General features: G+C 36.3%; 34 protein-coding genes. 5 read left to right on the top strand and 29 right to left on the bottom strand.

The genetic code is table 11. The features are described from left to right. Positions 1-12 precede the first annotated feature (12 nt). Genes rplO through rpsL form a run of 24 tightly spaced genes read right to left on the bottom strand, consistent with a single transcriptional unit; the run spans position 13 to position 12,133 of the window. Complete coding sequence (rplO, locus tag ACN0U3_RS06745; protein WP_299204290.1) at positions 13-459, bottom strand: 50S ribosomal protein L15; 447 nt, start codon at positions 457-459, stop codon at positions 13-15. A gap of 21 nt (positions 460-480) precedes the next feature. Continuing rightward, a complete protein-coding gene (gene rpmD / locus ACN0U3_RS06740) occupies positions 481-663 on the bottom strand; it encodes a 50S ribosomal protein L30 (RefSeq protein ID WP_299204293.1) in 183 nt (60 codons plus the stop codon). Between the two features lie 11 nt (positions 664-674). Then, complete coding sequence (rpsE, locus tag ACN0U3_RS06735; protein WP_299204296.1) at positions 675-1,193, bottom strand: 30S ribosomal protein S5; 519 nt, start codon at positions 1,191-1,193, stop codon at positions 675-677. Between the two features lie 5 nt (positions 1,194-1,198). Next, positions 1,199-1,552, bottom strand: a complete 354-nt coding sequence (gene rplR, locus ACN0U3_RS06730) for a 50S ribosomal protein L18 (RefSeq protein ID WP_299204299.1) — start codon at positions 1,550-1,552, stop codon at positions 1,199-1,201. A 20-nt stretch (positions 1,553-1,572) separates the two neighbouring features. Then, positions 1,573-2,124, bottom strand: coding sequence for a 50S ribosomal protein L6 (gene rplF, locus ACN0U3_RS06725; RefSeq protein WP_299204302.1), 552 nt, complete (start codon positions 2,122-2,124; stop codon positions 1,573-1,575). 21 nt (positions 2,125-2,145) lie between these two features. Next, positions 2,146-2,544, bottom strand: coding sequence for a 30S ribosomal protein S8 (rpsH, locus tag ACN0U3_RS06720; protein WP_299204305.1), 399 nt, complete (start codon positions 2,542-2,544; stop codon positions 2,146-2,148). A gap of 18 nt (positions 2,545-2,562) precedes the next feature. Next, the gene (gene rpsN / locus ACN0U3_RS06715; RefSeq protein WP_299204308.1) at positions 2,563-2,832 is read right to left on the bottom strand and encodes a 30S ribosomal protein S14; all 270 of its coding nucleotides are present in this window, start codon (positions 2,830-2,832) and stop codon (positions 2,563-2,565) included. A 1-nt stretch (position 2,833) separates the two neighbouring features. After that, positions 2,834-3,388: a 50S ribosomal protein L5 gene (rplE, locus tag ACN0U3_RS06710; protein ID WP_417265609.1), complete on the bottom strand. Its 555-nt coding sequence runs from the start codon at positions 3,386-3,388 to the stop codon at positions 2,834-2,836. Beyond that, complete coding sequence (rplX, locus tag ACN0U3_RS06705; RefSeq protein WP_299204314.1) at positions 3,388-3,705, bottom strand: 50S ribosomal protein L24; 318 nt, start codon at positions 3,703-3,705, stop codon at positions 3,388-3,390. Before rplX ends, rplE begins: the two co-directional genes overlap by 1 nt. Before the next feature lie 12 nt (positions 3,706-3,717). Further along, positions 3,718-4,086: a 50S ribosomal protein L14 gene (gene rplN / locus ACN0U3_RS06700; protein WP_299204316.1), complete on the bottom strand. Its 369-nt coding sequence runs from the start codon at positions 4,084-4,086 to the stop codon at positions 3,718-3,720. 10 nt (positions 4,087-4,096) lie between these two features. Then, the gene (rpsQ, locus tag ACN0U3_RS06695; protein WP_299204319.1) at positions 4,097-4,354 is read right to left on the bottom strand and encodes a 30S ribosomal protein S17; all 258 of its coding nucleotides are present in this window, start codon (positions 4,352-4,354) and stop codon (positions 4,097-4,099) included. A gap of 26 nt (positions 4,355-4,380) precedes the next feature. Continuing rightward, a complete protein-coding gene (rpmC, locus tag ACN0U3_RS06690) occupies positions 4,381-4,575 on the bottom strand; it encodes a 50S ribosomal protein L29 (protein WP_299204322.1) in 195 nt (64 codons plus the stop codon). 8 nt (positions 4,576-4,583) lie between these two features. Continuing rightward, complete coding sequence (gene rplP, locus ACN0U3_RS06685) at positions 4,584-5,012, bottom strand: 50S ribosomal protein L16 (RefSeq protein ID WP_299204324.1); 429 nt, start codon at positions 5,010-5,012, stop codon at positions 4,584-4,586. 26 nt (positions 5,013-5,038) lie between these two features. Further along, positions 5,039-5,749 carry a 30S ribosomal protein S3 gene (gene rpsC, locus ACN0U3_RS06680; protein WP_299204327.1) on the bottom strand — a complete coding sequence of 237 codons (711 nt, stop codon included), beginning with the start codon at positions 5,747-5,749 and terminating at the stop codon, positions 5,039-5,041. A 3-nt stretch (positions 5,750-5,752) separates the two neighbouring features. Then, a complete protein-coding gene (gene rplV / locus ACN0U3_RS06675; protein WP_299204330.1) occupies positions 5,753-6,151 on the bottom strand; it encodes a 50S ribosomal protein L22 in 399 nt (132 codons plus the stop codon). Between the two features lie 15 nt (positions 6,152-6,166). After that, positions 6,167-6,445, bottom strand: a complete 279-nt coding sequence (rpsS, locus tag ACN0U3_RS06670) for a 30S ribosomal protein S19 (RefSeq protein ID WP_417265608.1) — start codon at positions 6,443-6,445, stop codon at positions 6,167-6,169. A 3-nt stretch (positions 6,446-6,448) separates the two neighbouring features. Then, positions 6,449-7,273, bottom strand: coding sequence for a 50S ribosomal protein L2 (gene rplB, locus ACN0U3_RS06665; RefSeq protein WP_299204336.1), 825 nt, complete (start codon positions 7,271-7,273; stop codon positions 6,449-6,451). Positions 7,274-7,286: 13 nt separating this feature from the next. Next, complete coding sequence (gene rplW / locus ACN0U3_RS06660; RefSeq protein ID WP_299204339.1) at positions 7,287-7,583, bottom strand: 50S ribosomal protein L23; 297 nt, start codon at positions 7,581-7,583, stop codon at positions 7,287-7,289. Positions 7,584-7,589: 6 nt separating this feature from the next. After that, complete coding sequence (gene rplD / locus ACN0U3_RS06655) at positions 7,590-8,216, bottom strand: 50S ribosomal protein L4 (RefSeq protein ID WP_299204342.1); 627 nt, start codon at positions 8,214-8,216, stop codon at positions 7,590-7,592. Further along, positions 8,216-8,830 carry a 50S ribosomal protein L3 gene (gene rplC / locus ACN0U3_RS06650; RefSeq protein ID WP_417265607.1) on the bottom strand — a complete coding sequence of 205 codons (615 nt, stop codon included), beginning with the start codon at positions 8,828-8,830 and terminating at the stop codon, positions 8,216-8,218. The genes rplD and rplC overlap by 1 nt, the downstream gene beginning before the upstream one ends. Positions 8,831-8,846: 16 nt before the next feature. Then, on the bottom strand, positions 8,847-9,152 hold the full coding sequence (gene rpsJ, locus ACN0U3_RS06645; RefSeq protein ID WP_101334194.1) for a 30S ribosomal protein S10: 306 nt from the start codon (positions 9,150-9,152) through the stop codon (positions 8,847-8,849). Between the two features lie 10 nt (positions 9,153-9,162). Next, a complete protein-coding gene (fusA, locus tag ACN0U3_RS06640) occupies positions 9,163-11,271 on the bottom strand; it encodes an elongation factor G (protein WP_417265606.1) in 2,109 nt (702 codons plus the stop codon). A 6-nt stretch (positions 11,272-11,277) separates the two neighbouring features. Next, the gene (gene rpsG, locus ACN0U3_RS06635) at positions 11,278-11,748 is read right to left on the bottom strand and encodes a 30S ribosomal protein S7 (protein ID WP_299204359.1); all 471 of its coding nucleotides are present in this window, start codon (positions 11,746-11,748) and stop codon (positions 11,278-11,280) included. A 10-nt stretch (positions 11,749-11,758) separates the two neighbouring features. Next, positions 11,759-12,133, bottom strand: a complete 375-nt coding sequence (rpsL, locus tag ACN0U3_RS06630; RefSeq protein WP_109359118.1) for a 30S ribosomal protein S12 — start codon at positions 12,131-12,133, stop codon at positions 11,759-11,761. Between the two features lie 408 nt (positions 12,134-12,541). On the opposite strand from rpsL, the gene ACN0U3_RS06625 reads away from it, so the two are divergent. Continuing rightward, complete coding sequence (locus tag ACN0U3_RS06625; RefSeq protein WP_417265605.1) at positions 12,542-14,827, top strand: ATP-dependent helicase; 2,286 nt, start codon at positions 12,542-12,544, stop codon at positions 14,825-14,827. A gap of 75 nt (positions 14,828-14,902) precedes the next feature. Here ACN0U3_RS06625 and ACN0U3_RS06620 read toward each other — a convergent pair whose 3' ends face one another. Both ACN0U3_RS06620 and ACN0U3_RS06615 read right to left on the bottom strand, forming a co-directional pair. Continuing rightward, a complete protein-coding gene (locus ACN0U3_RS06620; RefSeq protein ID WP_417265604.1) occupies positions 14,903-16,273 on the bottom strand; it encodes a hypothetical protein in 1,371 nt (456 codons plus the stop codon). Between the two features lie 135 nt (positions 16,274-16,408). Further along, complete coding sequence (locus tag ACN0U3_RS06615) at positions 16,409-17,311, bottom strand: EI24 domain-containing protein (protein ID WP_417265603.1); 903 nt, start codon at positions 17,309-17,311, stop codon at positions 16,409-16,411. A gap of 267 nt (positions 17,312-17,578) precedes the next feature. Here ACN0U3_RS06615 and purB point away from each other — a divergent pair, with 267 nt between their 5' ends. From purB to ACN0U3_RS06595, 4 genes are all read left to right on the top strand, one after another. Beyond that, positions 17,579-18,922, top strand: coding sequence for an adenylosuccinate lyase (gene purB, locus ACN0U3_RS06610; protein ID WP_299204377.1), 1,344 nt, complete (start codon positions 17,579-17,581; stop codon positions 18,920-18,922). A 131-nt stretch (positions 18,923-19,053) separates the two neighbouring features. Beyond that, positions 19,054-20,670 (top strand): hypothetical protein, encoded by a 1,617-nt coding sequence (locus ACN0U3_RS06605; RefSeq protein ID WP_417265602.1) that lies wholly within the window; start codon positions 19,054-19,056, stop codon positions 20,668-20,670. Positions 20,671-20,758: 88 nt separating this feature from the next. Beyond that, positions 20,759-21,535, top strand: a complete 777-nt coding sequence (locus ACN0U3_RS06600) for a hypothetical protein (protein ID WP_417265601.1) — start codon at positions 20,759-20,761, stop codon at positions 21,533-21,535. Between the two features lie 6 nt (positions 21,536-21,541). Continuing rightward, positions 21,542-22,756, top strand: a complete 1,215-nt coding sequence (locus tag ACN0U3_RS06595; RefSeq protein WP_417265600.1) for a 3-deoxy-D-manno-octulosonic acid transferase — start codon at positions 21,542-21,544, stop codon at positions 22,754-22,756. Positions 22,757-23,099: 343 nt separating this feature from the next. Here the strand turns inward: ACN0U3_RS06595 and ACN0U3_RS06590 are convergent, their stop codons facing one another. From ACN0U3_RS06590 to ACN0U3_RS06580, 3 genes are all read right to left on the bottom strand, one after another. Continuing rightward, on the bottom strand, positions 23,100-23,816 hold the full coding sequence (locus tag ACN0U3_RS06590) for a Bax inhibitor-1 family protein (protein ID WP_417265599.1): 717 nt from the start codon (positions 23,814-23,816) through the stop codon (positions 23,100-23,102). Positions 23,817-23,969: 153 nt separating this feature from the next. Further along, positions 23,970-24,356: an RNA-binding S4 domain-containing protein gene (locus ACN0U3_RS06585; RefSeq protein ID WP_299204390.1), complete on the bottom strand. Its 387-nt coding sequence runs from the start codon at positions 24,354-24,356 to the stop codon at positions 23,970-23,972. Then, positions 24,337-24,705: an MmcQ/YjbR family DNA-binding protein gene (locus ACN0U3_RS06580; RefSeq protein WP_417265598.1), complete on the bottom strand. Its 369-nt coding sequence runs from the start codon at positions 24,703-24,705 to the stop codon at positions 24,337-24,339. Before ACN0U3_RS06580 ends, ACN0U3_RS06585 begins: the two co-directional genes overlap by 20 nt. Between the last annotated feature and the right edge of the window lie 2 nt (positions 24,706-24,707).

Here is a 24,707-nt window from a genome sequence, read left to right as displayed (position 1 = left end):
TTGCAAATTTAATTAGATTTCTGAACAATCACCACCTTTTGCTTCAATATCTGCTTTTGCAGATGCAGAAAACTTGTGTGCAGAAACGCTAATTTTTGCTGTCAGTTCACCTCTTCCAAGGATTTTAACTAATTCTCTATTCCCTAATAAACCATTTTCACGTAGTACATCAGGATTGATTTCAGTAAGGTTTTTACGGTCCACTAAGGTTTGAATAACATCAAGATTAACTGCTTTATATTCAACTCTATTGATGTTCGTAAATCCGTATTTTGGAACACGTCTTTGTAGTGGCATTTGTCCACCTTCGAAACCAATTTTCTTACTATAACCAGATCTAGATTTAGCTCCTTTATGTCCACGCGTTGCTGTACCACCGTAACCAGAACCCTGACCACGACCGATACGACGGTGACTATGAGTAGAACCCTTCGCTGGTTTTAAATTATTTAGACTCATTGCTTTTTAATTTTAAGATTTTTACTCAACTACTTCAACTAAATGTTGAACTTTAGCAACCATACCCAAAATTTGAGGAGTTGCCTCTTTTTCAACGATATGATTCATTTTACGTAGTCCTAATGCTTTAACCGTGTCTTTTTGACGTTGTGTTCGGTTAATAGCACTTCTTACAAGTTTAATTTTAATTGTCTTATTTGCCATTATAAATTATATTAACCGTTAAACACTTGTTCCATCGTAATCCCACGTTGTTTTGCTACAGACAAAGCATCCCTCATTTGAGCAAGTGCATCGATTGTAGCTTTAACCACGTTTGCTGGATTTGATGATCCTTGAGATTTAGCCAAAACATTATGTACTCCAGCGCTTTCCAATACAGCACGCATTGCACCACCGGCAATTACACCTGTACCTTCAGAAGCTGGTTTGAGTAAAACTCTTGCTCCACTATATTTACCTTTCTGTGTGTGAGGCACAGTCCCGTTAATAATTGGAACTTGGATTAGGTTCTTTTTCGCATCATCAATTCCTTTAGAAATTGCTTCAGTTACTTCATTTGCTTTACCTAAACCTTGGCCAACGATTCCGTTTTCATTTCCAACCACTACGATTGCAGAGAAACTGAATGTACGACCCCCTTTAGTTACTTTAGTAACCCTGTTAATTCCAACTAACTTGTCTACAAGTTCTAAGTCAGCTGGTTTAACTCTATTATTAATTTTTGCTGCCATTTTTATTAAAGTTTTAATCCACCTTCTCTTGCTCCGTCAGCAAGCGATTTCACTCTACCATGATATAAATAACCATTACGGTCAAACTTCACAGCTTCGATATTGGCCTTAATTGCTTTTTCAGCGATTAATTTACCTACGAATTTAGCTTGTTCGATTTTCGGAAGGTTTTCACATTCTTTCACTCCTTGAGACGATGCAGAAACTAGAGTTTCTCCTTTCAAGTCATTAATTACTTGTGCGTAAATTTGTTTGTTACTTCTATACACAGTAAGTCTTGGAAGTGTCTCAGTACCCGTTAAATTCTTACGGATTCTTTTCTTAATTTTAGCTCTTCTAGCTATTTTACTAAATGCCATTTTTACTTATGTTATTAAGGTTATTTACCTGCCGCTTTACCAGCTTTTCTTCTTACATACTCACCTTGTAAGCGAATACCTTTACCTTTATAAGGTTCAGGTTTACGGAAGGAACGAATTTTGGCAGCTACGTGTCCTAACAGTTGTTTATCAGAAGACTCTAATGTTACAACTGGTGCTTTACCTTTAGCGGTTTCTGCAGTTACCTTAATTTCATCAGGTATTTGGAAAACAATAGGGTGAGAGTGTCCAACAGACAAAGTCAAAATTTGACCTTGTGCATCAGCTCTAAAACCAACTCCTATTACTTCTAATACCTTTTTGTACCCTTCCGTTACGCCTTCAATCATATTACCAACTAACGCTCTATATAGACCGTGTTTAGCTCTATGATCAGGTGCGTCCGATGCGCGGTTGAATGTAATTACTCCATCTTCAATTACTATTGTGATTGCAGGATCAAACTCTTGTGTGAGTGTTCCTTTTGCACCTTTCACTGAAATGAGGTTTCCATCCATTTTAATTTCTACTCCACTCGGGATGCTTATTGGGGATTTACCTATCCTTGACATTGCTAATTATTACTTTATAAATTAATAAACGTAACAAAGAACTTCACCACCTACTTTTTCAACTCTTGCTTCTTTATCTGTCATCAAACCTTTTGATGTTGAGATAATCGCAATACCTAGTCCGTTAAGTACACGTGGCAATTCTTTTGAATTACTATACTTTCTTAATCCTGGTGAAGATACACGCTCTAACTTAGTTATCGCTGGAACCTTCGTTGAAGGATTATATTTAAGTGCAATTTTAATTACTCCTTGTTTGTCATCCTCTTCTACTTTGTAGTTTGCGATGTACCCTTTTTCAAAAAGGATTTTCGCCATTGCTACCTTCGTTTTCGAAGAAGGAATTTCAACAATTTTCTTGTTTACACTGCTCGCATTTCTTATGCGAGTCAAAAAATCTGCTATTGGATCTGTATTCATATCTTTACTTACTATAGATTACCAACTTGCTTTTTTAATTCCTGGTATTTTACCAGAAAGTGCCATTTCTCTAAATGTCACCCTTGAAAGCCCAAATTGTCTCATATACCCTCTTGGACGACCTGTTAAATTACAACGATTATGTAACCTCACAGCCGCAGAGTTTTTTGGCAATTTTTGAAGTCCTTCCCAGTCTCCAGCATCCTTAAGCGCTTTACGCTTATCCGCATACTTCTCAACTAAGGCTTGTCTTTTGCGCTCACGCGCTTTCATTGATTCTTTAGCCATACTATTGTTTTTTTGTGAATGGGAACTTAAAAGCATCTAATAATGCCTTTGCTTCTTCATCACTATCCGTTGATGTAACGAAAGTGATATCCATTCCTAAAATTTTATTTACTTTATCTATGTCGATTTCTGGAAAAATAATATGTTCTTTTACCCCCATATTAAAGTTTCCACGTCCATCGAATCCCTTTGCAGGAACTCCTTTAAAGTCACGTGTACGAGGAAGAGCGATTGAGATCAATCGATCTAAAAATTCATACATGTTATCTCCACGAAGAGTTACTTTAGTTCCAATCGGCATTCCTTTTCTTAACTTAAAGTTAGAAACGTCTTTCTTTGAAACTGTAGCAATTGGTTTTTGACCTGTAATTGCTGTAATATCTTCGATAGCACCATCGATAATTTTCTTGTCTGCTACTGCTTCTCCAATTCCTTGAGAGATAATAATTTTCTCAATTTTTGGTACACGCATTACAGATTTAAATCCGAATTGCTTTTGCAAAGTAGGAACTACTTCCTCCTGGTACTGTTTTCTAAGTCTTGGTATGTAACTCATTACTTAATTTCTTCTCCTGATTTCTTAGCGTATCGAACTAGCTTTCCATCCTTGTTTAACTTACGACCAATTTTAGTTGGTTCTCCGTTAACTACAAGCATGAGGTTGGAAATGTGCAGACTCGCTTCTTTCTCCACAATACCACCTTGAGGATTTGCTGCGTCTGGCTTTGCATGACGTTTAACAACGTTTGCTCCTTCCACGATCGCACGATCCTTTTTTCTGTCTATTGAAAGAACTTTTCCTTCTTGACCTCGGTGTACTCCGCTAATGATCTTAACGGTGTCACCTACTTTAATGTGTAATTTCTTTTGCATGATGTTACGATTTTAAAGCACTTCAGGTGCTAATGAAACAATTTTCATGTAATTGTTATCACGCAGCTCCCTTGCTACTGGTCCAAAAATACGAGTTCCTCTCATTTCGTCCGCTTGGTTCAAGAGAACCACAGCATTATCATCGAAGCGAATATAAGAACCGTCAGGACGACGGATTTCTTTTTTCGTTCTTACTACCACAGCCTTGGCTACTTGTCCTTTTTTGACGTTACCAGAGGGCATTGCGCTCTTGACAGAAACCACTATTTTATCTCCAATAGAAGCGTAACGACGTTTTGTACCTCCGAGAACTCGGATACACAATACTTCTTTCGCTCCACTATTGTCGGCAACTGCAAGTCTTGATTCTTGTTGTATCATTTCTTAATGATTATTTAGCTCTTTCTAAAATTTCTACTACTCTCCAATTCTTTGTCTTAGACAAAGGTCGGCACTCACGAATTGTAACAGTATCTCCTACGTTACAATCATTTTTTTCATCGTGGGCCACAAATTTAGTAGATTTTTTTATGAATTTACCATATTTCTGATGTTTTACTTTTCTTTCTACTGTAATAACGATTGATTTATCCATCGCATCGCTAGTTACAACACCAGTTCTTTCTTTTCTTAAATGTTGATTTTCCATATCAAGGCATTTTCTAAATTGCCAGCTTACGCTTGGCTGTTTCTTTTAGTCAACTCCGTATTCAATCTAGCGATTGTCTTTCTCAACGATTTAATTTGAAGTGGATTTTCTAAAGGAGACACTTTGTGTGTCAAGATTAGTTTTTCCAATTGCTCTGTTGAGTTATCAAGACGATCTTTAAGATCTTCTAGGGATAATTGAGTGATTTCTTCTTGTTTCATTTGTTTTTTTATTTACCTGGGATTACATAATCGTTACGTGTAACGAATTTACATTTTACAGGAAGCTTTTGAGCTGCCAAACGAAGCGCTTCTTTAGCTACTTCATAAGGAACACCATCTGCTTCGAATAAAATTCGTCCTGGTTTAACAACAGCAACCCAGTGACTTGGAGCACCTTTACCTTTACCCATACGTACCTCTGCAGGTTTAGACGTAACAGGTTTGTCAGGGAAAATACGAATCCAGACTTTACCTTCTCTCTTCATGTATCTAGTAACGGCTATACGTGAAGCTTCAATTTGTCTGGATGTGATCCAAGCTGGTTCCAAGGTTTTAAGTCCAAAAGATCCGAAAGCGACAGTGCTTCCTCTTTGAGCAAGACCTGTGTTTCTTCCTTTTTGAGCTTTTCTAAATTTGGTTTTCTTTGGTGATAACATCTTTCAGTACGTTTTAAGAATTCAACTTATTTTTTCTTTCTTTTAGCACCGCCACGACGACCAGCACCTTTCTTTTGAGACTCAAGCCCAATATTTGGTGAAAGATCGCGTTTTCCGAAAATCTCACCTTTACAGATCCATACCTTGATACCGATACGTCCGTAAGTTGTGTGAGCTTCTGCCAATGCATAGTCAATATCAGCTCTAAATGTATGCAATGGAGTTCTACCATCTTTGTACATTTCGTCACGTGCCATCTCTGCCCCGTTCAAACGACCTGATATTTTAACTTTGATTCCTTCAGCACCCATTCTCATCGTAGAAGCAACCGACATTTTGATTGCTCTTCTAAAAGAAATACGTGCTTCAATTTGACGTGCAATATTATCCGCTACCAATTGAGCATCCAATTCTGGACGTTTAATCTCAAAAATATTGATTTGGATTTCTTTATTCGTCAATTTTTTAAGCTCTTCTTTAAGCTTGTCAACCTCTTGACCACCTTTACCAATTATCACCCCTGGACGTGACGTATTGATAGTAACAGTAACCAATTTTAGTGTTCTTTCGATGATTACTTTAGAAATACTAGCACGTGATAAACGAGCGTGTAGATATTTTCTAATCTTATCATCCTCAACAATTTTATCCGCATAGTCAGACCCTCCATACCAGTTAGAATCCCAACCGTGGATGTAACCTAATCTATTTCCTATTGGATTAGTTTTTTGTCCCATTTTCTAATTTTTAACTCCGTCCACAACAATACGTACGTGGTTGGATCGTTTTCTAATTCTCGCCGCTCTACCTTGAGCCCTTGGTTGAATTCTCTTCAACATTCCGGCTTGTGAAACTTCAATAGTTTTCACAATTAACTCTTCATCCTCCAAGCTCTTGTCTTCGTTTTTTACCTCCCAGTTTGCAATTGCAGAACGCAAAAGTGTTGAAAGGCTTTTCGAAGCTTCCTTTGGATTATGTTGCAATATGTTTAGCGCCTTATTTACTTCAACTCCACGAATAAGATCAGCAACTAATCTCATTTTTCTCGGAGCGATAGGAGAGTTCTTAAGCGATGCAAATGCAATCGACTTGTTCTCTTCCTTTCTTTGTTCGGCTTTTAATCTTTTTCTAGCACCCATGATACGAAGTTTAAATTATCTTCTTTTATCTTTTTTATTACCTGCATGTCCTCTGAAGTTACGCGTTGGTGCGAATTCTCCAAATTTATGCCCTACCATATTCTCAGTCACATAAACAGGAATAAATTTATTTCCGTTGTGAACTGCTATTGTGAATCCAACAAAATCAGGAGTAATTGTAGAGGCACGAGACCATGTTTTAATTACACTCTTAGATTTTGAGGACTGTGCTGCTTCCACTCTTTGCACTAACTTATAGTGAACAAATGGTGGTTTCTTTAATGACCTACTCATATCCTATTTCTTTCTTTTCTCGATGATAAACTTATCTGAATATTTCTTTGGTGTACGCGTTTTGTACCCTTTTGCAGGAATACCATTACGCGAACGTGGGTGACCACCTGAATGACGCCCTTCACCACCACCCATAGGGTGATCGACAGGGTTCATTACTACACCTCTCACACGAGGGCGACGTCCTAACCATCTTGTACGTCCAGCTTTACCAGATACTGATAAACTATGGTTATGGTTAGAAACAGCACCGATTGAAGCTAGACACGTTGTTAAGATCATACGCACCTCACCAGATGGCATTTTAAAAATACCATATTTACCTTCACGGGCAATCAGTTGAGCTGAAGTTCCAGCTCCACGAGCGATAACTCCACCTTTTCCTGGTGTCATTTCAACATTATGTACAGTAGTTCCTAAAGGAATATCTGCGATGTACATTGCATTTCCAACTTTTGGAGTTGCATTTTTTCCAGAGATGACTTCGTCACCAACATTTAGACCTTCTGGCGCAATAATATAGCGCTTCTCACCATCTTTGTAGAAAAGTAAAGCAATATTAGCTGTACGATTTGGATCGTACTCAATCGTCTTTACAGTCGCAGGAATATCCGCTTTATCTCTTTTGAAGTCGATAACACGGTACTTCTGCTTGTGACCACCTCCTACATATCGCATTGTCATACGACCAGAGTTGTTACGTCCACCTGATTTCTTTCTAGAAGAAACAAGCGACTTCTCTGGCTTAGACGTTGTGATCTCAGAGTAATCACTGATGAGTTTGTGTCTTTGCCCTGGAGTTGTAGGCTTGAATTTTTTAAGACTCATTTCTTTTAATTAATTAAACATTAGTAAACAGATCAATCGTTTCTCCTTCGGCAACAGTAACTATTGCTTTTTTAAAGCGCTTGCTACGTTCCTCAACGATACCTTTGTTAGTAAACTTAACAGAGGGTTTTCCACCGCCATAATTCATTGTACGTACAGATTCAACTGATACGCCATACATGTTCTCGACGGCTTTTTTAATTTCTATCTTATTCGCTCTATGGTCAACTACGAAAGTGAATCTGTTATTCATTTCACTATCGATTGTTGCCTTTTCTGTAATAAGTGGTTTTTTAATAATTGTGTTCATCACCAATTAGTTTAAAATCTTTTCAATTACTTCAACTGCATCTTTTGCAATTACAATTTTCTTAGCATTCAACACATCATAAGTGTTAAGAGAATCAGCTGAAACAACCTTAACATTCTTAATGTTCTTCGCTGATTTGTATGCATTGTCATTGTTATTTCCAACAATAAACAAAGCTTTCTCGCTATCCAATTTCAACGCAGTCAAAATTGATAAAAACTCTTTTGTTTTTGGTGTGTCAAACTTCAATCCATCAAGGACAAGAATTCCTTCTTCTTTTGCTTTTAAAGAAAGAGCTGAACGTCGAGCTACTCTTTTCAACTTAATGTTAAGGTCAAAACGGTAGTTTCTTGGACGTGGTCCAAACGCACGACCTCCTCCTCTAAAGATTGGACTTTTAATAGAACCAGCACGCGCTGTACCTGTTCCTTTTTGTTTTTTAATTTTTCTAGTACTTCCAGTGATGTCAGCTCTTTCTTTAGACTTATGCGTACCTTGACGTTGATTAGCCAAGTATTGTTTAACATCTAAATAAATTGCGTGATCATTTGGCTCAATTCCGTAAATTGAGTCAGACAATGTTACCTTATCTGAAGTAGCTTTACCTTTTGTATCTAATACTTTTGCTTCCATTACTTCTCAATTATTACAGTTGAACCTTTAGCTCCTGGGATGGAACCTTTAACTACTAAAATGTTTTTATCGGCAAGTACTTTCAAAACCTTTAGGTTTTCGATAGTTACTCTTTTGTTACCTGTTTGACCAGCCATTTTCTTTCCTTTGAAAACACGACCTGGTGTAGAGGCAGCACCGATAGAACCTGGAGCTCTTCTCATGCTCTGTTGACCATGGGTTGTTTCTGAACCTCCAAATCCGTGGCGTTTAACAACACCTTGGAAACCTTTACCTTTTGATATTCCAGAGATATTTACAAAATCTCCTTCTGCAAAAAGTGAAGCATCAACAACTTCTCCTGCTTTAAGCTCTTGCTCAAAACCATCAAACTCTACTAAGTTTGATTTTGGCGTTGTTTTTACTTTTTTAAAGTGACCTAGCAAAGCATTCGGAGTGTTCTTTTCTTTACGTTCTCCGAATCCTAGCTGGATAGCATCGTAACCATCTCTATCACTTGTCTTAACTTGTGTTACTACACAAGGACCAGCTTCTATCACTGTGCATGGCGTTGCCTTACCCTCGACACTGTAGACACTAGTCATACCGATTTTTCTTCCAATAATTCCTGGCATTCTTCCTTTATTATAATTAAACTTTGATTTCTACGTCCACACCACTTGGTAACTCTAAACGCATTAGAGCATCTACAGTCTTTGAAGACGAACTATAAATATCTAACAATCTCTTGTAAGAACATAGTTCAAACTGCTCACGCGCTTTTTTGTTAACGTGTGGTGATCTTAATACAGTGTAAATTCTCTTGTGTGTTGGAAGCGGAATTGGACCACTTACTACAGCACCTGTAGTTTTAACTGTTTTAACGATTTTCTCTGCTGACTTGTCAACTAAGTTGTAATCGTATGACTTTAATTTTATTCTAATTTTCTGACTCATTACTTATAAATTAAGCGGTAACATTTCCTTTTACTTTAGCGATAACCTCGTCTGCAATGTTCTTTGGACATACATCGTAGTGTGAGAACTCCATAGTTGAAGTTGCACGACCAGATGATAATGTTCTCAATGTAGTTACATATCCAAACATTTCTGAAAGTGGAACAGTCGCTTTAACAACTTTTGCTCCTGAACGATCATCCATACCTTGCATTTGACCACGTCTTCTATTTAAATCCGCTACAACATCCCCCATGTTCTCTTCTGGAGTAACAACCTCAAGCTTCATGATTGGCTCAAGTAATTGCGGGCTTGTTTTAGGAATTGCATGACGGTAAGCCATTTTTGCAGCTACCTCAAACGATAGTGAATCTGAATCGACTGCGTGGAAAGATCCATCAACCAACTCAACTTTTAGTGAATCCATAGGATAACCAGCTAAAACTCCATTTTTCATAGCAGTTTCAAAACCTTTTTGAACAGATGGAATGTATTCACGAGGAACGTTACCACCTTTAATGCTGTTAATGAATTCTAAACCTGTTTTCTCTTCGTCTTCTTGCGGACTAATCTTAACAACGATGTCTGCGAATTTACCACGTCCACCAGATTGTTTTTTATAGGTCTCCCTATGTTCAACTGGAGTTGAAATTTGTTCTTTGTAAGAAACTTGTGGTTCACCTTCGTTTACTTCAACTTTAAATTCACGCTTTAAACGCTCAATAAGTACCTCAAGGTGTAACTCTCCCATTCCAGAGATAACGGTTTGACCTGAGTCATCATTTGATGTAATCTGGAACGTTGGATCCTCTTCAGATAATTTATTTAATCCAACAGAAAGTTTATCCACATCAGCCTTTGTTTTTGGCTCAATAGCGATACCAATTACAGGCTCAGGGAAAGACATAGACTCCAATACAATTGGGTGTTTTTCATCACACAAAGTATCACCTGTACGGATGTCTTTAAATCCTACTGCTGCTCCAATATCTCCACATTCTAATACATCAATAGCATTTTGCTTGCTTGAGTGCATTTGGAATAAACGTGAAATACGTTCTTTCTTATTCGTACGTGTGTTGTATACATAAGAACCTGCCTCAATCTTACCTGAGTAAGCTCTAACGAAACATAAACGACCTACGAATGGGTCTGTCGCAATTTTAAATGCTAATGCAGCTGTTGGCTCATCTAATGAAGGCTTTCTTGTTTCTGTTTCACCAGTATCTGGATTCGTTCCTTCAATAGCAGAAACATCTAATGGAGATGGTAAAAATGCCATAACAGCGTTAAGCATTGTTTGAACTCCTTTGTTTTTGAAAGAAGACCCACACATGATTGGAGTAATCTCCATATTCACAGTAGATTTTCTAATCGCCTCCATCATCTCATCATGTGAAATAGAATCTGGATCCTCAAAGAACTTTTCCATTAAAGCATCGTCTGATTCAGCAACAGCCTCGATAAGATTATTTCTGTACTCAACAACTTGGTCAGCCATATCCTCTGGAATATCGATTTCTTCGTATGTCATTCCGAAATCTTCCTCATTCCAAACAATTGCCTTATTCTCAATTAAGTCAACCACACCAATGAAAGTATCTTCAACACCGATTGGCAATTGAAGTGGAACTGGATTTCCTCCAAGTCTCTCCTTAATTTGTGCAATAGTCCCTAAAAAATCTGCACCTGCACGGTCCATTTTATTTACGAAACCAATTCTTGGAACACCATATTTATCAGCTTGTCTCCACACCGTTTCCGATTGTGGCTCAACACCTGACGCTGCACAGAACAATGCAACAGCACCATCCAAAACACGTAATGAACGCTCTACCTCAACAGTAAAGTCAACGTGACCTGGTGTATCAATGATGTTAATCTTATAATCTTTATCTAGGTAATTCCATGTAGCAGTTGTAGCAGCAGAAGTAATCGTAATTCCTCTTTCTTGCTCTTGCTCCATCCAGTCCATAACGGCAGAACCATCATGAGTTTCTCCTAGTTTATGGCTGATTCCTGTATAAAACAGAATCCTTTCAGTAGTTGTTGTTTTACCAGCATCTACGTGGGCCATAATCCCAATGTTTCTCGTGTATTTTAAATCTCTTTTTGCCATAACTTCTTAGAATCTGAAATGTGAGAATGCCTTATTTGCTTCAGCCATTCTTAAAGTATCTTCTTTTTTCTTATAAGCACCACCCTCTTCTTTAGAAGCAGCAATAAACTCATTAGCTAAACGCTGAGCCATTGTCTTTTCGTTACGCTTACGAGAGAAAGTAATCATCCACTTCATTGCTAATGATTGTTTTCTTCCTTCACGAACTGGAGTAGGAATTTGGAAAGTTGCCCCTCCAACACGTCTACTTCTTACTTCCACACTAGGAGTAATGTTTTCGATTGCTTTTTTAAATACTTCCAAACCATTTTGGTCTTCCAATTTGCTTTCTACGATGTCAACTGCATCATAAAAGATTTTGAAAGCAGTATTTTTCTTACCATCAAGCATCAAGTTGTTAACAAACTTTGTTACTTGAACGTCATTAAACTTTGGATCCGGTAGAATCTCAATTTTTTTCGCCTTTTTTCTTCTCATGACTTACGTTTTATTTTTTAGGTCTTTTAGTACCATACTTAGAACGACGTTGTGTTCTACCCTCAACACCCGCGGTATCTTCTGCACCACGAACGATATGATATCGAACACCCGGAAGGTCTTTTACTCTTCCTCCTCGAACCAATACCATCGAGTGCTCCTGAAGGTTGTGACCTTCCCCACCGATGTAAGCATTGACTTCCTTACCATTTGTTAAACGTACTCTGGCTACCTTTCTCATAGCTGAGTTTGGCTTCTTAGGTGTAGTGGTGTACACACGTACACATACTCCTTTACGCTGCGGACAAGAATCAAGTGCTGCTGACTTGCTTTTTCTCACCGGCGCTGTTCTTCCCTTGCGCACTAACTGTTGTATAGTTGGCATATTTTTACATTAAATTTTTACAATAAATAAATTCCTCAAAACGACTTTAAGGGGTGCAAAAATAAATAATTAATTTTAGAAACCAATAGATATTGAATAAAAGTTGCTGATTTTTAACAAACAAGTGTTGATTGTTTTTAATAGCGGCTTTTTTTTAGGCTTTTATCAGGTCTGGTAAAACCGTCTTTTAACCTCTAAAGATTTGTGAAGAGAATGTTTTTTTATCATACAATACGATTGTATAAAACAGTATGACAAAGATAAAATTTATTTACATATGTAATGAACAAAGTATTTAAAATTATCTTCTGTCCAGCAATAACTTCTAAACAGCATAAAATAGAACACTAATAGAAATAAGAATAGTTATTCCTTATAACATCGGAGGTTATTTTTATCTTTGTTCTTATGGATTATTTAGACGGATTAAACGAAAGTCAGCGCCAAGCTGTTGAGCACATTGACGGGCCTATGATGGTGATTGCTGGAGCAGGCTCTGGAAAAACCAGGGTACTTACTTATAGAATTGCCCACCTACTTCGCCAAGGGGTAGACTCTTTCAGCATCCTTTCTTTGACCTTTACCAACAAGGCTGCAAAAGAAATGAAAGAACGAATAAATTCTATTGTTGGAGGGAATGAATCTATGAATATAACAATGGGAACATTTCACTCTGTTTTTGCAAGGATCCTTCGATATAATTCAGACAAACTTGGTTATCCTTCTAACTTCACGATTTATGACACGCAAGATTCTAGAAGTTTGATTAAAACCATTGTAAAAGAGTTTGGTCTCGATGAAAAAATCTACAAACCCAATGCTGTTCAAGGAAGAATTTCTAGCGCAAAGAATAATTTAATTTCTCCAGCATCTTACGAAGCTAACGCAGAAATCGTAGGAGAGGACAGAATGGCTAAAAAACCAGAAATTTTCAGAATATATAAGGAATACGCAAAAAGGTGTTTTCAAGCAGGTGCAATGGACTTTGATGATTTACTTTATCAAACTAATGTACTATTGAGAGACCATCCAGATGTGCTTCATTTATATCAACAAAAGTTTAAATATATTTTGGTCGATGAGTACCAAGACACCAACTACTCCCAATACCTCATTGTTAAAAAACTAGCGGCTGTCTATGAAAACATCTGTGTCGTAGGTGATGACGCACAAAGTATTTATTCTTTCCGTGGTGCAAACATTGAAAATATACTCAACTTCAAAAAAGATTATCCAGATTTCAAGATGTTTAAACTGGAACAAAACTATAGAAGCACAAGTAACATTGTCAATGCAGCCAATAGTATTATCAAACGGAATAAAGATCAAATTCAAAAAGATGTCTGGACTTCAAATACAGAAGGTGGTAAAATCAACATTATACGTTGTTTAACCGACAACGAAGAAGGAAGGGTGATCACTAACCGTATTTTTGACATTAAACAAAACGAAGGTGCCGATTACAAAGACTTCGCAATACTTTACCGTACAAATGCACAGTCAAGATCATTTGAGGAGTCGTTAAGAAAACTAAATCTTCCTTATAAAATCTATGGAGGGCTTTCTTTCTACCAAAGAAAAGAAATCAAGGACCTTATCGCCTACTTTAGATTAGCAGCAAATCCAAAAGACGAAGAAGCTTTAAAAAGAGTCATCAACTATCCAAAAAGAGGAATAGGAAAAACCTCGATGGATAGTGTAATTCTTGCAGCTCGACAATATGATGTTTCTTTATGGGATGTTATTTCAGACTTTAATAGGTATCCTGTTTCAATAAGTTCCGGTGCGAAAAATAAAATCACTCAATTCGTTACGAAGATTCAAAGTTATGGTGTACAAATGGATAGCGCGCCAGCCTATGATTTAGCCAATAATGTAGCACAATCTTCAGGAATATTAAAAGACCTTTATGACGATAAATCTCCGGAAGGAGTGACCCGTTATGAAAACATTCAGGAGTTATTGGCCGGAATCAAAGAGTTTTCCGTTCAACAAGAAGAAAAAGATGAACAAGGAACTTTAAGTGACTTTTTGATTGATGTTGCACTACTAACCGATGCAGATCAAGAAAAAGAAGAAGACAAAAACACCATAACCCTAATGACCATTCACGCCTCAAAGGGACTTGAATTTCCACATGTATTTATTGTAGGACTCGAAGAGAATCTCTTTCCCTCTCAATTGTCGTTGACTTCGAGAACGGAACTTGAAGAAGAGCGAAGACTATTTTACGTAGCCTTAACACGTGCTGAAAAAACGTGTACACTTTCTTATGTTGTAAGTAGATACCGTTGGGGACAATTGGTTACAGCTGAGCCAAGTCGTTTTATCGACGAAGTAGACAAATCTTTTGTAAATCATGAAAACGAAACCCGAGGCCGTTCAGGAGGGAGGTCTTTAAGTGGATATCAACGACCAGCTGATGACAGAAGCAAAGGTTTTGGAGCTATAGGCGGTGGTACAAAACGCAAACTCAAACCCATGAATCAGGTCAGCTCTGCACCTTCGAAAAGTGGTGGTGGAACAACTGATGAATTAAAAGTAGGTTACAATGTTGAACATGATCGTTTTGGTAAAGGAAAAGTTACTGCATTAGTTGGAAAAGGAAGCGATCAAAAAGCAACGGTTTTCTTTCCACGCGTTGGACAAAAAACCTTAATTCTCAAGTTTGCAAAACTAACAGTCGTTGAATAAGTCATTTTTAGAAAAATGAATACAAAAAAACCGTGAAGAAGAATCTCCACGGTTTTTTTGTATTAAAATAATAGGCTAAGGTATTTTCCATCCTTCTAAAAGAATTTCAAAGATGTCCATACTCGCTTTATTTCCTTGCAACCTATAAGTTGACAAAATCCCTTTCTTTAGTTCTGGGTAATATTTAAAGAAAATATCATTGTTCACAGTATTAAAATTCGGTCCAAGGTTTTTTGGTTCTGACCATGAATCACCAAGATTTTCAGTTACGTAAATATCATACCCTCCCATTCCTTTTCTACCATCAGATGAAAAGAATAAATAACGATTATCAGGTGTAATAAATGGCGTTGTTTCATTACCAATAGTATTCACTGTCATTGGTAACTTTTCTGCTTCCCCCCACTTATTTCCATCTTTGTAAACCACATAAATATCAGATTTAAATCTTTCACCTTCTCTATCACTCACAAAATACATCGTATTTCCATCAGCAGTTAAAGTTGGCGCTCCATCAAAATAAGAGGTGTTAATAGTCTTATTCTTAATTGGTCTTGGTGTTGACCACCTGTCTTCCTTTGTTCTTTCTGAAATACAGATATCAGAGCTTCTTGTTGGTTTTTTTACATCAACAACAGAGGTATTTACCGTTAAGTAGGCGACTGTACCATCTTCAGAAATATGGCTTATTGCATCAAAGCCTTCAGAATTTAAACGTTCCACATCATTTGATGCTCTTGTCCATTCATTATTCTCTTCGTCCCAACGAGTATAGTAAATATCTTCAAAATACCTTTGGTCCTCTGGGTTAATATTTCCACCTTTCGTATCTGGACGACGAGAAACAAAGAACATTTCATTTCCACCTCCTGTGATTACAGCACTATAATCATCATATCCTGAATTTACATTTGAGCCCATTAACACCCTTTCATATTTTAACTCTTGATCAGCAACAGACTGTGCATATTCAATTTCAGTTAAGAATTGTTGGAGGTTATATGCTTTTTTCTTTGCATTTGATAGTTGGATATCAGCTAAACCATAATTCATTCTAGCGCTATCAAGATAATTTTGTCTATGGTAGGCCTTTCCAATCAGAAAGAACACATCTCCATCAGTAGCTTGACTTAATGATTCAGCGATTTTAGCATATTTCAATGCATAACCATAATTATCCATAGAATAATGCGCTTCACCAATCCAGTAAGCTGCTCTATAGCTATATTTATCCCTCACATAGGCTTCTCTAAATTTTCGTAAAGCATCGCGTGACTTTCCTTCAAGGTAGAATTTCTTTCCTTCCTCAATGAGGTAAAGAGCAGCTGTACGATCGATAATCGAAGAGCTGGAATCAGTAGGCAAAGGAGGTAAACTTCTAACAGCGCCAAAACTTGCTGAGGTAGAAATTAATATTGCTGTAATAAGGTAAGTAAATAGTTTCATAAATAATCTTAAGTTAAGTGTAACTCCTCATAAAGAGCACATTTAATGATGAACAAATGTACAATTTAACTATAAATTTTATACCAAAGATAAAAAAATGTATCAATAGAGGCTAAAAAGAATACAAATGTTTCTCTACATTGATTGTTCAATATCTGATTTATAACCTTTCAATTCAAAATCTTTATTATCTGCATAAATATTTTTACTTAAATCAACTAAATCGTCCATAGCAATGGTAGCGGCAACAATGGTAAGTATAGGAGCAACAGAAGCCAACATCCATAATAAAAATTGAAAAGAAACAGTCCCTAACGTTTCAAAAGGGTGTTCTAAAAACCCAGTAAAATCGACCATCTTCCCTAAATCTACAGGCACCAAAATAAAAACAGAATAAATACTACCAATGGCAACGGCTAGGCCTCTGTGATTTCGAATAAAATGAATACTCTGATCAATATCCAAGCGACGGCGTTCATTTACGTAATCAATAAAACTAAATCCGTAGTAAAAGAAACCAATAGCGAATGTTAGGTAAAAAAACGGTGATTTATGAACTTCATCCCAACCCACTGCAGAAACCACAAGGATCAATAAAAAGAAGACATATTCCCACATTATATTTCGCATAGCAATGCGCAAACCTCTTTTTACATCATGTAAAGTTTGCTGCAAGCTGAATGGATATTCATTAGATGTTAGTTTTTTTTCTACTACTTGGGAAATTATAGAAAGCATCGGCGAAAGAATAACCACAACAATATATTTAGCGAATTTCATCAAGATGAGTCCAATGCTAATGCTTAATAACATTTTCAATAAAAACCAAATGGTTTCATTCATGTTGGTACATTCCAAACAACCTTGCTCATCAGACCAGCCTGCTTGCCATGTAGCAAACAGACTACCCACATAATAAATCAACAACATTAATACTGCGGGAATAGGCAGGTACCAGTACAATTTGTGCGTTCTTATAAAAGCAATTGCTTTCCAATAGCTGCGGAGGCCTAATGCAAAATGTTTAAAGAAGTTCATGCAGTTCGAGATTATTCATCAAAATTAAGAAAGTGTAGAATTTAAACAATTAAACCTGAAAAGAATTAGAATTAGATAATAACTAAAGCCCATTTAATCAAAGTGATTTAGACCATTCCATAACTCAATGAACCTTATGCGGGAGTAGAATATACAATGAGAACAACTACCTTAAAACCTATAAACAAATGCATATTATTTTATAAGAAACAATTCCTACTTATTTAGTATCTTTGCATTTTTATATTTTACCTTAAAAACACAACAATGGATTTGAATACGCTTACCGCAATAACCCCAATTGATGGAAGATACCGTCGTAAAGTGGAAGAGTTGGCTCCTTATTTCTCTGAATTTGGGTTAATAAAATACCGCGTTTTAGTTGAGATCGAATATTTAATCGCAATGGTTAACACCGGAGTTGGTCCTTTATCCGATTTCCCAAAAAACAAATTTGAAGATCTCCGAGAAGTCTATAAAAACTTTACAGAAGCAGATGCAAACACCATTAAAACTACTGAGAAAACGACAAATCATGACGTTAAAGCAGTGGAGTATTTTGTAAAAGAAAAACTAGAAGGACTAGGGCTTTCAAAATATTTAGAGTTTGTTCATTTCGGTCTAACTTCTCAAGACATCAATAACACTGCTGTCCCGTTATCCATGAAAGAGGCGGTTGAAACTGTTTACATTCCAGAGTTGGAAAAGGTAATGTCTATTCTAAAAAAATATTCAGAAGATTGGTCAAAAATTCCAATGCTTGCCAAAACACATGGTCAACCCGCTTCGCCAACACGACTTGGTAAAGAAATTTGGGTTTTTCATGAGCGTCTTTCCATCCAATTAAACCAGCTAAAGTCCATTCCTTATTCTGCAAAGTTTGGAGGAGCAACGGGAAATTTAAATGCGCATCACGTAGCATTCCCTGAAAATGATTGGGTTAGTTTTGCCAACAATTTTGTTCGTGAACATCTTGGATTATCAAGAAGTCAAACCACCACTCAAATTGAACATTACGATAATTTAGCAGCTCTTTTTGATGCTATGAAACGCATCAATAGTATTTTGATTGATTTAAACCGTGACATGTGGACCTATATTTCAATGGATTATTTCAAACAAAAATTAAAAGAAGGAGAAATCGGTTCTAGCGCTATGCCGCATAAAGTGAATCCAATAGATTTTGAAAATTCTGAAGGAAACCTTGGAATCTCTTCTGCAATTTTAGAGCACTTAGCAGGTAAACTTCCTATTTCAAGACTTCAGCGTGATTTAACTGATTCTACTGTTTTAAGAAATGTAGGGGTTCCTTTGAGCCACACTTTGATTGGATTTAAATCAACACAAGTTGGACTTGGTAAACTTTTACTTAACAATGAGGCCCTAGATACAGATTTAGAAAACAACTGGGCTGTAGTCGCGGAGGCAATTCAAACAATCTTAAGAAGAGAAGGCTTTCCAAAACCTTATGAGGCGCTAAAAGGTTTGACAAGAAAAAACGAAAAAGTAACTAAAGAAACCGTTCATTCTTTTGTTGAAACTCTTGACGTTAGTGAAGCCATTAAAAATGAATTAAAAGCCATTACTCCTCAAAACTATACAGGAGTATAGATTAAACGGAACAGCATAAATATGGAAGCGCTCAAATTATTGAGCGCTTTTTTTATGCAATATACCAAAGCTCTCACTTGATAATCGTATATTCGTTATTCAATACAAACCAATTAGTCGAGGAGTTTAATATGCATAAAGAAATAAGATACCTTTATATCATCTGCACACTGATAGGGTTTCAGTTCAATGTTACCTCACAGGTATTATTTGACTACAATGACATCTCCGTTTTTTTTGGTGATCGAAATAAGTCGAGCAACACAATTCAAAGTTTGGAAAAAACCAAATCAGGTGATTTACTATGTGTCCAAAGAAAGACTTCCTTTTTTCAGATGTTTTCAAAAAACAATTCAAAATACACTTTCGATTTAATTACTGATTACTCCATTCCAAAAGCGAAACCTATAAAATTTTATGGAAATGGCGAAAAATCGAATTTATTTAACTTCACCTACATCGGTAATAAAGTATTAGGATTGTCTTATCGGGCTTCATTTCTTGATCAGTCGCCTAATCTCTTCTATCATATAATCAATCCACAAACAAGTGGAAAAACAAATCATGGCTTTGCAATTTCCAGCTTTAATTCCTTACCAAAAGTTATGGATCTGTCGAGAATATCAATGGTCAGCAGTGTAGACGCTAGTTATGCAGCAATCATTTATATTCCACTTACGAAACCCAAAGATTTTACAACAATAAAGTATGTTATCTTGAAAGAAGATTTCTCTATCCTCATTGAAAATGAGTTTTTCTTCCCCTTTGCATCACAGCAATACGAACCTCTAGAGTATTTTGTATTCAATGAAAAGCAACAAATACTAATTACTGGTCATTATGTAGAAAATCCGCCTGGGAATAATTGGCAAAACGAGGATAGGTTTTTTGAAAATATTTCAATTTCTCACATTAATAACAACACATTAAACTTAACAAAGCTCAATGAAAAAGGCAAGTATTTTACAGATGTTCAAGTGTTAGAAAAAAACGACAAACTACATATTAGCGCGCTTTACACATCATTTATTGATGGATATATCGAAGGAACTTATGTGGCAGTGGTAAATAAAAGAGGAGAAATAATAAAGGAGTTTTTCACTCCATTTTCGAAAGATATACGTTCGCCTCAAGCACTGAAAAATAATTCTTTTTCGAATCAATTCAGGACAGAAGTAGAATACAGTAAGTTCAATATATTCGACATTCAAGTACTTAATGACGGATATCTTATTTCTTCAGAGTATAATGCTCTCGAATACCGTTATGGAGGTACGGATGTTCCTGGAGCGACAAATGTTATAGATACCTACTACTGGAGTAGTGATATCATTGTGTCGAAAATTGGTCAAAATGGTCAACTCGTTTGGAATAAAGTTGTACCTAAGATTCAACGGTCGATCAACGACGGAGGTTATTATTTATCTACAGCCTCCTATTTTGATTCAGAAAAACTGCATTTATTCTTTAATGACAATAGTCAAAATTATAGTGAAGGTGGTTTTTACAATAAATATGGTGAGGTACCAATGACTTCACAATTTAGTAAATCAAAAAACACTATAGCACATGTTTCAATAGATTTAAAGGACGGGGAGATATTTCGCAAAAAAACGCTCGGAAGGGCAGAAACCAAAGTACTTTTTGTCCCCAGACTTTCTACTTCATTCAACTCTACAAACACATTAATGATTTACGGACAAAGTGGAAATAAACACAGGGTGGGCAGTGTTAGCTTCATAAAATAGTCACTTTACTAAATGTAAGGGTAAAGAAAACATGTAAAGTCAAATGATTTCCATTGTTCTTTTTAAATTTGTTCAATATATTTTCAAAATGGAGAAAAATAAATTATTTCGCGTCAAAGGCATCACTTTTATTTTTTGTGTATTTATTGTTTTTACAAGCCTTGCACAAAGAGACGCAACAAAAGCTATTGGAACACCGTATGTAGGAGTTCAGTATGGCTTAAACTGGACAGGTGGCGACTTAGCCGACCGATACGGACTCACCAATGCTTTAGGTTCGCATGCTGGATACAAAACCAAACGCAATTGGATTTATGGTGTAGACGGAAACTTCTTTTTTGGGAATGATGTCAAAATTGACGGTTTACTTCAGAACCTCCGCGATGCGAATGACCATATTATGAACACATCAGGAACCCCAGCAATCGTATTGTTTTTCAACAGAGGATTTAATGTAAACTTATCCGTTGGCAAAATTCTACCTGTATTCAACCCAAATCCAAATTCAGGATTGATGATAAAAGTAAGTGCTGGATATCTATGGCACAAACTTAGAATAGAAACACAAGAAGATGAAGTCCCTCAGCTCCAAGGTGAATATTTAAAGGGCTACGATCGTCTAACCATCGGTGTGAATACCTCGCAATTCTTAGGTTATAACTACATGGCGGATAGAGGGATTTTAAACTTCTATGCCGGTGTTTATTTTCAACAAGGATTCACTAGAAATCAAAGGGAACTATTTTGGGATCACCCCAATGAAAAGGTGGATAAAGACCTAAGAATTGAACATCTATTTGGATTTAGAGTAGGTTGGTTAATTCCAATTTATAAAAGACAACCTAAAGAATTTTACTTCAACTAGAACCTGATGCTTTATAACTTTGGAATATTTATTTATGGTATACTGATGCGCATCGGTGCATTATTCCATCCAAAGGCAAAAAAATGGGTCAATGGCCGAAAACATTTTTGGGAAAATATACCCTCTTTTCAAAATGAACAAGTAGTTTGGTTTCATTGTGCCTCATTAGGCGAATACGAACAAGGAAAACCGATCATGGAAGCTTGGAAAAGTGAACACCCAAACGATCTAATATTGGTCACGTTCTTTAGTCCATCAGGTTATGAAAACATGAAAAATAAATCTGTTGGTGATTACACTTGCTATCTTCCACTTGATACAAAAAGAAATGCAGAGAAGTTCATCGCACATTTTAACCCCAAAGCCGCTTTCTTTATTAAGTATGAAATCTGGATCAACTACTTAAAAATTGCAAAGAAAAATAAAGTAAAACTTTACTCTGTGAGTGCTTCATTTCGTAAAAATCATCGTTTTTTCAAATGGTACGGAGGTATGTTTAGAAAAGCATTGTTCATGTTTGACCATATTTTCGTTCAGCATGAATTGAGTAAAGAACTGTTGGCTACTATTGGCGTCAACGAAGTAACTGTATCGGGAGACACAAGGTATGACCGTGTAGCGCAACGTGTGGAGGAAGAGAAAGAAAACCCAATAATTGCACCTTGGGCAAAAGACGAGTCGATTTTTGTTATGGGAAGTTCTTGGCCTGATGATGAAGAAATTGTGATTCCCTACATCAATGATTTTAAAATCAACTCAAAGGTAATCATTGCTCCTCACGAAGTTGACCGTGGTCATATTCATCAAATTGAAGATCGTTTAAAGGTTAATTATCAGTTGTACACTAACATACAAAACGGTGAGGAATTGCAAAGACACACCCAAGTGCTTATTTTAGATTGTATTGGTGTTTTAGCTGACGCTTATAGATATGGTCAATTGGCATATGTTGGAGGTGGTTTTGGTACAGGACTACATAATATCTTGGAACCTGCAGCTTTTGGTTCTCCAGTAATTTTTGGTCCTATTCATAAAAAATTTCCTGAAGCGCAAGAATTTATAGATGCTGGAATAGCAAAAAGTTGTGACGAGAACAAATCGTTTTTCGAAGCTTATACTTTCTTTAAAAACAAAGTAGGCATCAACAAAACAGTAAAGGATTTTATAGAAAGTAAACGTGGCGCCACGCGCATCGTGATGGAAACACTAACGAATTTATAAATATTAGTGACCGAACTATAAGGGATCAGTCTCAAAAGTTGGGGAGGGATTCATTCCTCACTTATTGAACAAGCGAGTGATGGATTTAACCACTTATATATTTAAAACGTTGAGTAATCCTAACTCAGATTGACAAGTATTTGTGCTTAATCCCCAACTATTGGTCTTGATCCGCTATAAACCCTATTCTTAGCACGCTTACTATATTTTTAATATGCTTTTCTCACAAAGTAGCGCTCTTTTCAAGTACATAGGAACCCCTCAAACAAAACAAAGCCCTACAAAGTCGGTTTGCCGAAGCATAACATCCTCTGAAGGGCTCTGAACTAAAAGATATCTTTTATTAATCTCTTCCACCTAGAAGGTGAAGTAAGGACATAAACAAGTTAATGAACAAAATGTATAATGTCAATCCACCCATTAAACTCATTTTCTGTTTATTTTCTGAGCTAACGGAAGCGTCATTTGCTATTGCTTTTAAACGTTGCATTTCCCAAGCAGTAAGTCCTGTAAATACAAACACTCCAACAATTGAAATCACATAAGCCAGCCAATCGCTACCGATAAACATGTTAACGATTGCAGCAATGAATATTCCAATAAAAGCCATATACAACAGACTTCCCATTTTAGATAAGTCAACTGAAGTGGTGTACCCTAAAATAGCCATTGCTCCGAAAGCCCCTGCAGTAACAAAGAAAGTAATGGCAATATCACCCATACTATAAACAAAAAAGATAGAGGCTAAACTCGCTCCTATCAACGAGGAATACAGAACAAATAGTCCGACTAATGCACCGAGTGAAAAGCTTTGATATTTTGCTTGAATCAAAAACACAAGTGCCAAAGGAGAGAAAGCCACTACATAAAACAATGGACTAACTGCACCTTCTGCAGTAATAAACCATTCCATAAACAACCCTGAGCTTGCTAAATACCAAGAAACAACACCTGAAACGACAAGCGCCATAAACATATAAGTATACACAGCAGTAAAAAATTCTTTAACCTGAGTTTTTGATGCTGTTTGATTTATTGGTGTATCGATGAAATTTTCCATTTTTATTTAAATTAATTATCTGCAAATATAGACAATTCAAAAGTTAATTTGTTCAACAAGTATAACAATATCTGGACATATTAGCATTTTTTAAAAAATTACTGATTGTATTGGCGCACTTTAGCAACAAATATTTTTTTAGTAAGAAAAGGATTATAAATCCTCATTTTTCCATTGTTTAAAAGACTCTAGTGCTCGTCTTTCTTTTTTGGTAGGTTTTCCTGTTCCGTGGCCTCGGTATGCGCTTTGAGCCGCCTGATATGTCTTATATTTTTCAATTTCCTCAAGTGGAGTTACATCAATGATATAATCCTCTACAAGTTTAGCTCCTACCCTATTGTTGAGTAGAGATTTTATCTTGTAAGTAAAAACTGAAGTATGTTTTACAATCCCTATTTCATCACCGACCTTAACTTCACGGGCTGGTTTTATGCCTTCACCATTTAGCTTTACTTTTCCTTTTTTTACTTGTTCTGTCGCTATTGAACGTGTTTTACATAAGCGAGTAAACCAAATAAACTTATCTATTCGTACACTCATCTAATAATTCTTTTTGAACTTTTTTGGAAAATGATTTAAATATTAACCCGTAGGAATGGTCAATTAAATCATAAATCAATTGATCAGCCACATCGCTATTCAAGGATACAGTATTCCAATGCTTTTTATTCATATGATATCCTGGTACAATTCCTTGATATGAAGCCCTCAATTCTAAGGCTTTTTCGGGGTCACATTTGAGGTTACATGAGTTCTTTAAATCATTTAAGCTCAACAACGCAAAAATTTTGTTGTTGAGCTTAAATACTAATGTTGTTTCATCGAAGGGAAAAGACTCTTCGACATGTTGCTTTTGAAGACAATATTCTCTAAAATCTTCAACATTCATAA

This window comes from Brumimicrobium sp. (genome assembly GCF_048268645.1).
GTDB lineage: Bacteria > Bacteroidota > Bacteroidia > Flavobacteriales_D > Crocinitomicaceae > Brumimicrobium > Brumimicrobium ulvae.
Note: the sequence above shows the minus strand (reverse complement) of the source record. Positions and strands in the feature narration are given on the sequence as shown.